Annotated in this window: 13 protein-coding genes and 1 other RNA gene; 8 read left to right on the top strand and 6 right to left on the bottom strand. The window is 64.5% G+C overall.

Annotated elements, in window-relative coordinates:
• Positions 1-261 precede the first annotated feature (261 nt).
• The gene (locus LGR44_RS20095) at positions 262-681 is read left to right on the top strand and encodes a BA14K family protein (protein WP_226742502.1); all 420 of its coding nucleotides are present in this window, start codon (positions 262-264) and stop codon (positions 679-681) included.
• Between the two features lie 163 nt (positions 682-844).
• Here the strand turns inward: LGR44_RS20095 and ssrA are convergent.
• The 3 genes from ssrA to LGR44_RS20080 form a co-directional block, all read right to left on the bottom strand.
• Positions 845-1,174, bottom strand: a transfer-messenger RNA (tmRNA) gene (gene ssrA, locus LGR44_RS20090).
• A 26-nt stretch (positions 1,175-1,200) separates the two neighbouring features.
• Positions 1,201-1,875: an RraA family protein gene (locus LGR44_RS20085; protein WP_226742501.1), complete on the bottom strand. Its 675-nt coding sequence runs from the start codon at positions 1,873-1,875 to the stop codon at positions 1,201-1,203.
• A gap of 9 nt (positions 1,876-1,884) precedes the next feature.
• The gene (locus LGR44_RS20080) at positions 1,885-3,108 is read right to left on the bottom strand and encodes an aminotransferase-like domain-containing protein (RefSeq protein WP_226742500.1); all 1,224 of its coding nucleotides are present in this window, start codon (positions 3,106-3,108) and stop codon (positions 1,885-1,887) included.
• 234 nt (positions 3,109-3,342) lie between these two features.
• On the opposite strand from LGR44_RS20080, the gene LGR44_RS20075 reads away from it, so the two are divergent.
• A complete protein-coding gene (locus LGR44_RS20075) occupies positions 3,343-4,293 on the top strand; it encodes a cyclase family protein (protein WP_226742499.1) in 951 nt (316 codons plus the stop codon).
• A 64-nt stretch (positions 4,294-4,357) separates the two neighbouring features.
• Here the strand turns inward: LGR44_RS20075 and LGR44_RS20070 are convergent, their stop codons facing one another.
• The 3 genes from LGR44_RS20070 to LGR44_RS20060 are packed head-to-tail and all read right to left on the bottom strand — an operon-like array spanning position 4,358 to position 7,061.
• Positions 4,358-5,440, bottom strand: coding sequence for a D-TA family PLP-dependent enzyme (locus LGR44_RS20070; RefSeq protein WP_226742498.1), 1,083 nt, complete (start codon positions 5,438-5,440; stop codon positions 4,358-4,360).
• A gap of 11 nt (positions 5,441-5,451) precedes the next feature.
• Positions 5,452-5,913 (bottom strand): RidA family protein, encoded by a 462-nt coding sequence (locus LGR44_RS20065; RefSeq protein ID WP_226742497.1) that lies wholly within the window; start codon positions 5,911-5,913, stop codon positions 5,452-5,454.
• 14 nt (positions 5,914-5,927) lie between these two features.
• A complete protein-coding gene (locus LGR44_RS20060) occupies positions 5,928-7,061 on the bottom strand; it encodes an amidohydrolase/deacetylase family metallohydrolase (RefSeq protein WP_226742496.1) in 1,134 nt (377 codons plus the stop codon).
• A gap of 228 nt (positions 7,062-7,289) precedes the next feature.
• On the opposite strand from LGR44_RS20060, the gene LGR44_RS20055 reads away from it, so the two are divergent.
• The 6 genes from LGR44_RS20055 (at position 7,290) to LGR44_RS20030 (ending at position 13,654) form a co-directional block, all read left to right on the top strand.
• On the top strand, positions 7,290-8,855 hold the full coding sequence (locus LGR44_RS20055; RefSeq protein ID WP_226742495.1) for an ABC transporter substrate-binding protein: 1,566 nt from the start codon (positions 7,290-7,292) through the stop codon (positions 8,853-8,855).
• A gap of 66 nt (positions 8,856-8,921) precedes the next feature.
• Positions 8,922-9,863, top strand: coding sequence for an ABC transporter permease (locus LGR44_RS20050; protein ID WP_226742494.1), 942 nt, complete (start codon positions 8,922-8,924; stop codon positions 9,861-9,863).
• Between the two features lie 2 nt (positions 9,864-9,865).
• A complete protein-coding gene (locus LGR44_RS20045; RefSeq protein WP_226742493.1) occupies positions 9,866-10,714 on the top strand; it encodes an ABC transporter permease in 849 nt (282 codons plus the stop codon).
• A gap of 2 nt (positions 10,715-10,716) precedes the next feature.
• The gene (locus LGR44_RS20040; protein ID WP_226742492.1) at positions 10,717-11,715 is read left to right on the top strand and encodes an ABC transporter ATP-binding protein; all 999 of its coding nucleotides are present in this window, start codon (positions 10,717-10,719) and stop codon (positions 11,713-11,715) included.
• The gene (locus LGR44_RS20035; protein WP_226742491.1) at positions 11,712-12,689 is read left to right on the top strand and encodes an ABC transporter ATP-binding protein; all 978 of its coding nucleotides are present in this window, start codon (positions 11,712-11,714) and stop codon (positions 12,687-12,689) included. The genes LGR44_RS20040 and LGR44_RS20035 overlap by 4 nt, the downstream gene beginning before the upstream one ends.
• The gene (locus LGR44_RS20030) at positions 12,686-13,654 is read left to right on the top strand and encodes a MurR/RpiR family transcriptional regulator (RefSeq protein ID WP_226742490.1); all 969 of its coding nucleotides are present in this window, start codon (positions 12,686-12,688) and stop codon (positions 13,652-13,654) included. Before LGR44_RS20035 ends, LGR44_RS20030 begins: the two co-directional genes overlap by 4 nt.
• Positions 13,655-13,660: the final 6 nt, after the last annotated feature.

Genomic DNA, 13,660 nt, shown 5'->3' with positions numbered 1-13,660 from the left:
CAAATGACGCGCATCTAAGGAAACTGAGAGTCGGTTTTTCTTGCAAGCGGTTGATCTTGTTCCTTGAATATATACCTCTCGACCCAATACTCATTTGGTTAAGAACCCGATGAAGGTTTTATTGCTTTCAGGTAACTATCATTTGTCATGACGTCAATTTTACCCTTGCAAATGTTTTGCAAGGGCATGATGACACGCTATATTGAACACATCATTTCACCGGCTGGTCTCTCAGCCGTTCTGCGACACGAGGAGTTCGAAATGCGCAAGTTCGTTGCGGTTCTGGTTGGCGCGGCCGTGCTGGCCCCTGCCCTGCCCGCTAGTGCGGATCCATTCCAGAGCCGTCCGCTCCCGGACGTGCAGAAGGTCTATCCCAACGAGTCGTACTCTCAGTACTACTACCGCCGTGGCTATTACGGCCGGCCTTACTATGGCCGCCCCTACTACCGTCGGGACAACGGGGCGGCTGTCGCGGCCGGTGTCGCGGGCCTTGCCGCTGGCGCCCTGATCGCCGGCGCCATCGCCAGCCAGGCCCAGGCACAGCCGGTCGCTCCTCCTCCTCCCGGCACCGTGAACCCCTCCGTAGCCGCCTACTGCGCCCGCAAGTACCGGTCCTACGATCCGGTTACCGGAACCTTCCTGGCTCATAACGGAATGCGTTACGTCTGCACCTATCCGTAATCCGCCCGCACCCTCTCGGGAGGCGCGAAAAAGCCCCGCTACGGCTCCGTAGCGGGGCTTTTTCATAGCCGTCCGGGACCGGCCAGCGAGCAGCGCGGCCGAGGCCGTCTTCCGGCGGTCTGGATTGTCGATGAAATGGCGCTGAAATGGGAACGGCACCCGAAGGTGCCGTTTCTGTTGCTAGGCTTTCCCGAGCCCCGGATGGTTACGCCGCGAGGCGAACCGCACCCATGTCAACGTTGTCGTTGGCATTTGTGAATGTGCACTATCAAGGCCGTAGCTCAGCCTAACCGCAGCCCTGTCTTTATTGCGCCCAGTCGAACCCAAGTCGCCCCCCTCAGAAACAGACCAGGATGCCCTCGTCTGCTCGTGGTGGAGGCGGCGGGAATTGAACCCGCGTCCTAAACGCCTATGCCACAAAGCCTCTACGGTCATAGCCGGGTCGAAACCCGACAAACCCCATATAGGAAATCGAAGCCTGGAACGCCAGACGTCGAGGCCCGAAAAAGGGTGGCATCCTCACTCGGCCTTTTCGGCCTTGGGTACGTTGAACACCTCGACGGTGCTCTTGCCGGTGGCGAGCACGGCCTCCCATTCCACCTCGGCCCGGACCCGCGCAAGAGCGGGCGCAAGCAGCTCCTCGGCCCTCCCGCGCGGCACGATCACGAGGCCGTCGTCGTCCCCGACGATCAGGTCGAAGGGCGAGACCGGTACGCCTCCGAATGAGATCGGCTCGTTGACCGAACCGCGCTCCATCGAGGAGGGTCCGCGGGGAGTTACCCAGCGGGAGAAAACCGCGAAATCCGGCCACTCGGACAGCATTCCGGCATCGCGCACGGCACCATCGACGCCGACGCCGGCGATTCCCTTGCGACGTGCGGATCCGCTCAGGAGCTCGCCGATCATCGCCGCATCGCTGCGCCCGCCCGCATCGACCACAACGACATCGCCGGTCTCGGCCACATCGATCGCGTGGTGGACGGCCCCGTAATCCACTCCGTCGCACCGAGCCGTGATCGCACTCCCGACGAGCCACGATTTCGTGCCGAAGCGGCGCAGCGGTCGGATCCCGGCATCGACGTGCCCCGTGCCGCGCAGCAGATCCGCCACCACGGCGGCAGGGATCTTGCGCCATTCATCGATGAGCGATGTCGGCAGGCGTGTGCCCTCAGGCTGGAAAAGTCGCGTCGGCATGTTCCACTCTTATTCTGCTGCCGCCTGAAGGGATGCGAACTCCCGGGCGGCCCGGCTCAGGCGACGGACGCCTTCCTGCAGGATATCGGGAGGGTTGGCGGTGAAGTTCAGGCGCAGGCTGGGACTGACCAGCCCACGGGGGTCGAAGACACTTCCGGGCACGAAGGACACGCCCGCCTCCAGCGCGAACGGAAGGAGAGCGTTCGTGTCGAGGCCCGGCCGGCGTGCCGTCATCCACACGAACATGCCGCCCTCCGGCACGCTCCAATCGAAGAGGTCGGCCAGATGCTCCTGCGCCGCCGCACACAGGGCGTCGCGGCGCTCACGATAGGCATCGACCAGGGCCGGGACGTGGCGGCGGTCTGCGTCCTTCCGGATGAGCTCCAGCGCGACCGTCTGGCAGAACGTGCTCGTGCTGAGGTCGGAACCCTGCTTCGCCTGCGCGAGCGCACGGATCATGTCGGGCGCACCGACTGCCCATCCGACACGGAGGCCGGGGGCGATGGTCTTGGACAACGTTCCGAGATGCACCACGGAACCTTCGTAGACGGCGGCTCCCGGCGTCGCGCTCATCTCCAGCAGGGAAGGCTGCACGGCTCCTTCATAGCGGAGCTCTCCATAAGGGTCGTCCTCGACCAGCCAGATGCCACTCTCCGCAGAACGGGAAAGCAGGGCTTCACGGGCCTCGCGCTTCAGGACCGCTCCCGTCGGATTGGAGAAGTTCGGCACCACATATGCGAATTTCGCCTCGGGCCATGTCCCGTCGTGGGGCAGTTCGGCATAACGCGGCAGGCGTGGGAGCCAGGCATCCAGGGCGCCCAGATAGGTTGGGTAATCGGCCAGGATCGCATCGCCCGGATCGATGAGAGCCTTGCCGATGAGCTCGACGGCCTGGAGCGAACCGGTCGTGATCAGAACGTTTTCAGGAGCGAGGGACAGGCGCTCGGTCGATAAGCGGCGCGCGACGGCCTCGCGCAGTTCGAACAGCCCCTCCACGGCTCCATAGCCGAGGGCGGCGCTCCCATGCTTCTCCAGGGCATCGCGCGCCGCCTCCTGCACATCGGAAACCGGATAGAGGTCCGGAGCCGGCAAGCCTCCCGAGAGCGCGATCAGGCCCGGACGGCGGCCGAAGGAGAGAAACTGCTGGGTAATGTCGTTACCCTGCTTCATCCAGGCTGCGAAATCAGGACGGCGCGGGCCGGCATCCGAGGCCGTGATGCGAGAGTTCGACATGGCGCTCCACAGGAAGGTTGTTCGCCCGAGAATGGGCAATCGGATAGTCGATCAGAGAGGCTCAGGAACGCGAAGTCAACCGATGCAGAGATCGCGTCCAATATTTCAACGCACTGCAAATTCCATCGTCAGGCGGATGCGATTCTTTGCGTCAGCACACGGCCGATTTGCGGTTGAATGGCGTCTTGCGACCATGAATGATTGCACCTGTCAGCCCAGAGAGGATGCATCACGATGTCGAAGTCTCTTCTAGCCGCGGTTCTGCTCACCGGCACTCTCTTTTCTCCGGCTGCCTTTGCGCAGCAACCCGCCCAGCAGCAAACCGGATTGTGGTCCGTCTACGAGCAAAGCCTCAAAGGCGCCAAGCACATCGACCTCACGCACGCCTTCGCGCCCGTTCAGCCAGTCTGGCCGGGCTTCGGTCAGGCCGAGTTCAAGCCTACAACGGCGGGAGCCGATATCCAGGGTTACGTGAAGAAGGGCGAGGAATACACCTACGACAAGCACGGCTTCGTCGCCACGAGCTACAACCTCACCACCGACCAGTATGGCACCCAGCTCGATCCGCCGGCCCACTGGGACGAGTACGGAGCAACGATCAGCGACCTTCCGCCCACCTATGCCGTGCGCCCTCTCGTCGTGATTCCCATCCACGAGAAAGTGGCCGCCGATCCGAATTATCACCTGAGCGTGCAGGACATCCGGGATTGGGAGAGCCGCAACGGACGCATTCCGGAGGGCTCCGTCGTGATGGTGCGCTCCGACTGGTACAAGGGCTGGAACGACACGGCGCGCTTCGCGGCGAAGCCCCATCCGGGGGTGAGCCTCGACGCGCTCAAGTTCCTGCATCTCGAGCGCAAGATCCTGTTCCACGGCCATGAACCGCTCGACACCGATACAACGCCGACGCTCGAAGGGGAGTCCTGGCTGCTGCACAATCACTTCGCCCAGGCCGAAGGCGTGGCCAATCTCGACAAGGTTCCGGAGGCGGGCGCTCTGATCACCATCGGCTTCGCCAAACCCCTCGGAGGCACAGGAGGCTATGCTCGCTATGTGGCGATTGCGCCATCGGACTGGCCGCATGGCGTCACTGTCGCCGAGGCTCCCGGCGCTCCCCTGCCCAAGCAGCCGGGCCCGTTGCGGCGGGATGAAAAAGGCGTGATGCGGCCGCAAGGAGCCAAGTAACAGCCTTCCCCGGCGCGTCGCATTACAGCAGCGCGCCGGGGAAGGGATCGCATCGGAGAACCGATCAGGTCAGACGGCCGCGAGCCGCGACGGGCAGCTCGCCCACGATCTCGCCCCCGCGCACCGTGACGAGACGATCGACCATGTTGACCACGACGCAGACATGGTTCGGCACCACCCGCACGATGTCGCCCACCTTCGGACGATCGTTGCAGGCGGACAGGTCGAGGAAGCCGTGCTCCTCGGCGAAGCGCGCGATCTTTGCCTGCGGATGCTCGATGATCAGGCCGTGCCCTTCGAGGCCGCCCGTGTCGCTGGTAAGGGTCTTCGAACCGGAATCGAGAATTCCGCGCTCCGGCCCTGCCCTGCTGACCACGGTCGCATAGACCGTCAGAGCACAATCCTCGAGCTCCGCCACCCCGGCCGCCATCATCATGCGGTCGTTGAAGATCGACGTTCCGGCGCGGTGTTCGGTCACGCCCTTGATCTTGCCCAGATTGACCAGGTTCGGCGTGCCTCCGGACGACACCATGCGCGGCTCAAGGCCTAGTTCCCGGACACCGGCCGTGGCCGCATCCAGGAAGGCCTGCGTTTCGGCCATGGCATTTTCCGGCGGATAGAGCATGAATCCCGCAAAGGAGAGTCCGGGACGGGAGGAGATGTCCTTGGCGAGGGCGACGGCCTCGGCCACGGTTTCGACGCCGGCCCGCTTTCGCCCGGTGTCGCATTCCACGACCACGTCGAGATCGCGCCCGGCAATCGCCGCCGCCTGCGGCAGTCCCGCGACGACGGTCGGGTTGTCGGCCGCAACCGTCACCTTCGCCCGCGACAGGAGCCTGCCGAGGCGATTGAGCTTCTCCTCGCCCAGGATGTTGTAGGAGATGAGGATGTCGTCGTGGCCGCCTTCCGCCATGACCTCGGCTTCGCCGATCTTCTGGCACGTGATTCCACGGGCACCCGCGTCGCGCTGCATGGAAGCGATGACCGGGCTCTTGTGCGTCTTGATGTGCGGCCGGTTCGCGATGCCGGCCGCGTCGCACATTGCCTGAACGCGGGCGATGTTGCGTTCGACCACATCCAGATCGATCACCACGGCGGGCGTTCCGAACTGGCGCGCGACTTCTTCCTTGAGAGCCTGGATGCTCATGTCTTCCTCACTCAATCCCGCACAAGGAGAATGGCTTCGACCTCGACGGTCATGCGGTTCGGCAGCGAACCCATTCCAACGGCCGAGCGGGCATGCCGCCCGGCATCGCCCAGGACCTCGACCAGCAGGTCGGAACAGCCGTTGATGACCTTGGGATGGTCGGAAAAGTCCGGCTCCGCATTGACCATGCCGAGCAGCTTGACCACCGCCTCGATGCGGCTGAGCTCGCCGAGTGCCGTCTTTGCGACGGCCAGGAGGTTGAGGCCCGTCAGCCGGGCATCCTCGTAGCCCTCCTCAATGGTCGCATCGCGGCCGAGACGGCCGGGCCGATAGGTGCCGTCGGCCCTCTTGGGGCCTTGACCGGACAGGTAGAGGAGATTTCCAGCGAACCGGAAAGGCACATAGTTCGCCACCGGCACAGGCGCCTCCGGCAACACGAGGCCAAGCGAAGCGAGTTTCTCTTCAGGCGTCATCTCTTCTTCTCCTCTCAAGCTTCGTGCCACATCTGGCCGTTGATGACCACGCCCTTCGCGGCGAGGCGCATTTTTCCGGCAAGAGGAACACCCGTCGAGTCCACGTAGTCGAACTCGCCGTCCTGGAGTTCGAGGATCGAGGCGTCGCCGACGCTGCCCGGCCTGAACGTGCCGAGCTCCGGCCGCTTGAGGGCCTTGGCGGGGTTGTCGGTCGCCGCCCGGACCACATCGCCCAGCGGCATTCCGAGGCAGAGGAACTTCGACATCGTCGTCAGCAGGTCGAAAGCCGGGCCGTCGATGCACAGGGCGTGCACGTCGCTGGAGATGCAGTCGGGCAGGAAGCCGTTGTCCAGCATCACGCGCGCCGTCTCGAAGGAGAAGGAGCCCATGCCATGCCCGATATCGAAGATGACGCCGCGCTGCCTGGCATCGAGAACGGCGGGATGCACCTTGCCGTCCGCCGTCGCAGGGGAATTGGGGAAGGGCCTGAAGCAGTGGGTCAGGACATCGCCTTCCCGCATCCGTGCGAGGACTTCCGGCAGCGTGGGCGGCGGATAGTCGATATGCACCATCATGGGCATGTTCACGCGATCGGCCACCTGACGGCCGATATCCAGCGGTACGATTCCCGAATTGCCGGAGGCGTTGAAGCCGACGCGGACCTTGATGCCGGCCAGGGTATCCCGGTTGGCATCGGCGACCTCGGCGGCATCGATGGGGGCCATGAGGCGCAGATCCCCGCTCTCCCCGACCATCACACGCTTGGAGAAGCCGTAGATTCCCGCGAAGGAGACGTTGAGATAGGCGACGATGCGCACGGGCGATGGCTTGATCACGTGCTCGAGGAAGCCCGGATAATTGCCCGGTCCGGCGCTTCCCGTGTCGACGAGCGTCGTGCACCCGCCCCGCGCCAGGATCAGGGGGTCCACGCCGAGCGACGTGCCGCCCCAGTAGACGTGCGTATGAAGATCGATCAGGCCCGGCGTCACGATCTTGCCGGCAGCATCCCACACGGTGCGGGCGCTCCCCGAGAGATCGTCGCCCGTGGCGACGACCTGTCCATTCGAGAACGCGACGTCGGTTACCCGGTCGAGGGACTGGGACGGATCGATCACGCGTCCGCCTCGAAGAACGAGATCATAACTCATTGTGAACAGGTCCCCTTCAGCCTGATCATCATACGATGAAAATAAATTACACGGCACGTTCGACAGATTACTAAATCACGCCCAATTTGCCATACCCAATGCGTAGAACCGGCGCTATTTCGGGTCAAGGGAATTGACAGCCGACGAAATGGCTTAATAAACTTTCATATCTGCCCGCCTGGAGCATAAGGGAACCCTCGCGGGGCAGCATCATCGATGGAGGACTGCATGAAGGACCGTTGGGATCGCGCCGGCACGCTGACGCGCAGGGGACTCGGCTTTGCCGCAACAGGATTGGCCGCGGCCGCACTGCTCGGCCCGAGCCTCGCATGGGCGCAAGGGACGACCAGCGCCAACCTGGCCATGGTCGGCGAGCCGCAATCGCTCGACCCGATGGCCTCGACGGCCGATCTCGTCGGCCTCATCATGCAACACGTCTATGAGCCGCTTTACACCTTCGACGCGAACTGGAACATCCAGCCCATGCTGGCTGCCGACATGCCGAAGGTGTCCGAGGACGGCAAGACCTATACCATCGAGCTGCGAAAGGGCGTGAAGCTCCATAACGGGCGCGATCTCGATGCGGAGGACGTCGTCGCCTCGCTGAAGCGCTGGGTGGACATGACGCCCCGCGGCAAGGCGCTCGCCAAGAGCATCTCCTCCATCACAGCAAAGGGGCCCTCGACGGTCGAAATCGCCCTGTCGGAGGTTCAGCCTGCCCTGCTGGCGCATCTCGCCCTGCCCTCGGGCTTCGCCGCGATCATGGCGAAGGAATCCATCGCCAACCCGCTGGTCGAGTTCGTCGGCACCGGCCCCTACAAGTTCCGCGAGCGCAAGCCGGATCAATTCGTCGTCCTGGTGAAGAACGATGCCTATTCATCCCGTAGCGAACCGGCGAGCGGCTATGCCGGCAAGCGCGAGGCGAAGATCGACGAGCTGCGTTTCATTCCCGTCCCGAACGCCAATACCCGCGTCGAGGGCGTGATCGCGGGCCAATACCAATTCGCCGACCAGCTTCCCGTAGAGAGCAGCAAGAAGGTCTCCACGGCTCCCGGCGTGACGGCCGTGCTGACCATGCCCTACGGCTTCCCCTACTTCCCGACGAACACGAAGCAGGGGCCGATGGCGAATCAGAAGATCCGCCAGGCTTTTCAGATGGCGCTCAACACCGAGGAGCTCCTTCTCGCAGGCTTCGGCGATCCCAAGTTCTACTCCGTGGCCGGAGAGCACTTCCCGAAGGGCTCTCCCTTCTACTCCGATGCGGGCACGGACAAGTACAACAAGGGCGATGCGGAAGGCGCGAAGAAGCTGCTGGAGGAAGCCAAGTACGACGGCACGCCGATCCGGATCCTCAACTCCAAGCAGTACGACTTCCACAACCGCATGGCTCTCGTCATGGCGGAGCAGCTGAAGGCCGCCGGGTTCAAGGTCGAGCTCGACGTGGTCGACTGGGCCACGCTGATCCAGCGCCGCGGCGACCCGGCCCTGTGGGACGTCTACATCACCCACTCGGCGTTCCTGCCCGAGCCCATGCTTTCCCCGCCGCAGCTCGGCGACGGCGCTCCCGGCTGGTGGAAGACGCCCGCCAAGGACGCAGCGCTTGCGGCCTTCAACAGCGAGCCCGATCCTGCGAAGCGTGGTGCGCTCTGGGGCAAGGTGCAGGAGGTCGTCTACGACGAAGTCCCGTACGTTCGCGCCGGCAACTTCGCCTCGCTGAGCGGCGTCTCGAACAAGATGAAGGGCTACACGCCGATGCCGTGGCCGTCCTTCTGGAATGTCGAGATCGCCAAGTAAGCCGACATTCTCCCCTCGGCAGAGGCGGAATGCGCCGCCTCTGCCCTTTACCGGAGACGAACACCAATGTGGCTTAAGCTCGGGCGCCGCCTTGGCAGCCTCCTCATCGTCATGTTCCTGGTCGCTGCGATGGTCTTCTTCTTGACACGCCTCGCACCGGGCGATCCGGCCGCACTCATGCTGGGCGATCAGGCGACGGCCGAGGACATCGCGCGCCTGCGCCAGGTCTACGGCCTCGACAAGCCGATTCTGGTGCAGTTCGTGCTGTGGCTCAAGGAGATCGCCACGGGCAATCTGGGCCAGTCGATCTTCCTGCAGCGCCCTGTCGTCCAGGCCATTGCGGAACGTGCGGAACCCACCTTCTTCCTTGCGCTCTTCTCCGTCTCCGTCGCGGCCCTGGTGGGAATTCCGGCGGGAATCGTCTCGGCCGTATGGCGCGGCCGTCTCGTCGATCAGATCGTCAGCGGGCTTGCCATGCTGGCCGCCAATATCCCGAGCTTCTGGCTCGGTCTCATCTTCATTCAGCTCTTCGCCGTCCGCCTCGGCTGGTTTCCCGTGGCCGGTTACGGCGAGCCGGGCGCTCCGTTCCTCGACCGCCTCATGCATCTGGCCCTGCCCGCCACCGTTCTCGGGATCGTCAATTCCGCGCTGATCGTGCGCTTTACGCGGGCGAGCATGCTCGACGTCCTGAGCGACGACTACGTGCGCACCGCCCGTTCGAAGGGGGTGTCCGAGGTCCGGGTGGTGCTGCGCCATGCCTTCGGCAACGCCCTCGTGCCGATCATCACGGTCGTGGGCCTCACGGCCGCCCTTCTGGTCGGCGGCGCCATCGTCACCGAAACCGTCTTCGGCCTTCCCGGCATCGGCAACCTCGTCGTGTCCGCCGTCCTGCGGCGCGACTACCCGGTCATTCAGGGGGCGCTGATCGTGGTGGCGGCGATCTACGTGCTGATCAATCTGCTGATCGACATCATCTACACCTTCGTCGATCCCCGTGTGCGGTACTGACCATGGATCGATCTCCCATCCTCCTGTTCTTCCGCCGCATGTTCCGGCGCAAGCTCGTGCTCGTCGCCTTTGTCGTGCTGTTCGTCATCATGCTGATGGCGCTCCTGGCTCCCTGGGTCGCTCCCTACGAGCCGACCGCCATCAAGGTCATTCGTCGCCTGAAACCACCCGGGGAACTCAACTGGCTGGGCACGGACGAATTCGGCCGGGACGTCTTTTCCCGCATCATCTACGGCGCCCGCGCCTCGCTCGGGATCGGCTTCGCCGTGGTGGTGGTCTCGATGACGGTCGGGACGCTCTTCGGGCTGCTGGCCGGCTATTTCCGCTCGCTCGACGGCGTCGTCATGCGGGTGGTCGACGCGCTGATGGCGCTCCCCGACATCCTGCTCGCCATCTTCCTGGTGGCCGTGCTCGGCGCCTCCGCCTTCAATGTCGTGCTCGCACTCTCCATCGTCTACACCCCGAGGGTTGTCCGGGTAGTGCGCGCATCGACCCTCGTCATCCGTGAGCTTCCCTTCGTCGAGGCCGCCCGCGCCCTGGGCGTCTCGACGCGGCGGATTCTTTCGGTCCATATCCTCCTCAACGTCGCCTCCCCCGTGCTGGTCCAGGCGACGTTCATCTTCGCCTATGCGGTTCTGGCCGAGGCGGGCCTGTCGTTCCTGGGAGCTGGCGTCCCGCCGGAACTGCCGACGTGGGGCACGATGATTGCTTCCGGCCAGCAATACGCGGACGACGCCTTCTGGGTGGTGCTGTTTCCGGGACTTGCCATCGTGCTTGCGGCCCTTTCGCTGCAGATCGTCGGCGACGGGTTGCGCGACATGCTCGACCCCAAATTGCGGAAGGCGCTGTGAGCATGGACAAGAGCCCTCTTCTCTCCATCAGGGATCTCGAGGTCCGCTTCCGTACCGAGGAGGGGGAAGTAACCCCTGTTCGCGGCGTCACGCTTTCCGTGGGCGCCGGAGAGACCGTTGCCCTGGTCGGGGAGTCCGGCTCGGGCAAGTCCGTCACGAGCCTCGCCACCATGGGCCTCCTGCCGCGCCCGGCCGGGCGGGTCTCCGGAGGGCAGATCCTGTTCCGCAAGCGGTCGGGCGAGACGGTGGATCTCGCCACCCTGCCCTCTTCGGACCTGCGGAAACTGCGCGGCTCGGAAATCGCGATGATCTTCCAGGAGCCCATGACCAGCCTCAATCCGGTCCTGACGGTCGGAGAGCAGATCGCGGAATCGGTTCGGCTGCACATGAGCCTCGGTCATGCCGCCGCCTTGAAACGCGCGGAGGAGATGCTCGAACTCGTGGAGATTCCGAACGCACGGCGCCGCGTGCACGAATATCCGCACCAGATGTCCGGCGGCATGCGCCAGCGGGTGATGATCGCCCTTGCCATGTCCTGCAACCCGTCCCTGCTGATCGCGGACGAGCCGACCACGGCGCTGGACGTGACCATCCAGGCACAGATTCTCGTGCTGATCGAACGGCTCCAGAAGGAGCTTGGCATGGGGGTGCTGTTCATCACCCACAATCTCGGCGTGGTTGCGGAGATCGCCGACAGGGTGACCGTCATGTATGCCGGTCAGGTGGTCGAAACCGGCACCGTAGGCGCCATCTTCCGGACGCCCCGCCACCCCTACACGAGTGCGCTTCTGAACTGCCTTCCAGCCCGCGCGCAACGGGGAGAGGATGGCCGCCGGGTGGTGCAGTCGATTCCCGGCTCCATCGGTCCGGTCGGCGACGGTTGCGCCTTCGCGCCGCGCTGCTCGCAGGCAGCCGATGTCTGCCGTACCGGCTCGATCATGCTGGAAGCTGAAATGGAACGTAGCGTGCGCTGCGTGAGATGGAGGGAGGCCTTCGCATGAGCGCTTCGCCGCTTCTGGCCGTAGAAGGCCTGACGAAACATTTCGGACGGGCACCGCACCTGGTTCGCGCCGTCGAGGATGTGAGTTTTCATATCGCGCCGGGCGAGGTTCTGGGGCTGGTCGGGGAATCCGGCTCGGGAAAGAGCACCATCGGTCGCCTCGTCCTGCGGCTGATCGAGTCCACGGCCGGCACGATCCGGTTCGAAGGCCAGGACATCTCCAAACTTCCGGAGCGGCAGCTCAAGTTCCTCCGCCGCAATGCGCAGATGGTCTTCCAGGACCCTTACGCCAGCCTGAACCCACGGCTCCGCGTGCGTGACATCATCGGCGAGGCGATCGATGCCCATCGGCTCGCCAGCGGCGCAAAGCGCACGGAGCGGATCGGGGAACTGCTCGAAACCGTGGGCCTCCCGGCTTCGCACATGTCGCGTTTTCCGCACGAGTTTTCGGGCGGCCAACGCCAGCGCATCGGCGTAGCGCGCGCCCTTGCCGTCGAACCGAAGCTGATCGTTGCGGACGAGCCGGTTTCCGCGCTCGACGTCTCCGTGCAGGCCCAGGTCATCAATCTGATGCAGGATCTGCGGCAGCGCTTCGGGCTTGCGATGCTGTTCATCTCCCACGATCTGGACGTAGTCGAACTGATGTGCGACCGCATCGCCGTACTCTATCTCGGGCGGGTCATGGAAATCGGCTCTTCCGAGGAGATTTCGCAACGGCCGCGCCATCCCTATACGCGGGCCCTGCTCGCAGCCTCGCCGAAGGCTGATCCGGACGCGCCGAAGATCCGCCGGATGCTGACGGGCGACATTCCCTCGCCCATGGCCCCACCCTCCGGCTGCGTCTTCCGGACGAGGTGCCCGATGGCGACCGACGAATGCGCCCGAAGCGTTCCAAAGTTGCGCTCCGCGGGAGACGGCCATAAGTTCGCCTGCCACTACGACACGGCGAACGACGAAAGGCCTGCCGCGGCATGACCCAAGCCGATGCCCTCCCCGGTCTGTTGCCGGACGCCGGATCGGATGTCCTCCGGTCCATCAGCGCGAACCTGGAATCCATGTCCGCGGGGCAGCAGCGCATCGCTGCGATGATTCTCGACAATCCCCATTGGGCCATGCAGGCCAATGTGGAGGAGTTGGCCCTTCGAGCGGGGGTGAGCGCACCCACGATCGTTCGGTTCGCCCGTGTCGTCGGCTGCGACGGCCTGCGGGATCTGAAGCTGAAGCTGGCCGCAGCGCTCGCGGTCGGCGCGCCCTATCTGCACCGCAGCGTGACCCCGGGCGACAACACGGCGGACGTGGTCCGCAACGTCGTCGGCAGCGTCACCTCCGTTCTGGCCGATTGGCAGCACCAGCTGGTACCGGGCGACATCGAGCGGGCTGCGGAAGCCATGCACCGGGCCAAACGGGTGGATTGCTTCGGGACGGGCGCGACGTCGAACTTCCTCGCCCAGGATATGCAGGCCCGCCTCTTCCGGCTCGGGATTACGACGAACGCATTCTCCGATGCCCATCTCCAGCTCGTGGCGGCTGCGACCCAGACCTCGGAGGATGTGCTGTTCGCCATATCCTTCGTCGGCCGGATGCCGGCCCTGCTCGAAGCCGTCGCGGTCGCCAAGGAGCACGGCGCGACGGTGATCGCCCTGACTCAGACGAAAGCTCCGCTCGCCTCGATGGCCGATATCGTGCTCGGCATCGACGTTCCTCACGATGCGACCATGCGGGTCGGCACCGATGCCTATGTGGTCCAGCTTTTGATGATCGAAATCCTCATGGTCATCATCGGCCTCAAGCGGGGGCCCGCGACGATTACGCGTCTCGGGGAGATTCACGATATCCTGCTCACGCGCGGCGTCGACAGCGATGATCCTTCCTTGCTCCATTGGGGCTGGAAGCAGGTTCTGCGGGACGAGGCCGAGGGGCACGAGCCGGACGCAGGCTGACCAGTC

It is taken from the genome of Microvirga lenta (assembly GCF_020532555.1).
Taxonomy (GTDB): Bacteria; Pseudomonadota; Alphaproteobacteria; order Rhizobiales; family Beijerinckiaceae; genus Microvirga; species Microvirga lenta.
Note: the sequence above shows the minus strand (reverse complement) of the source record. Positions and strands in the feature narration are given on the sequence as shown.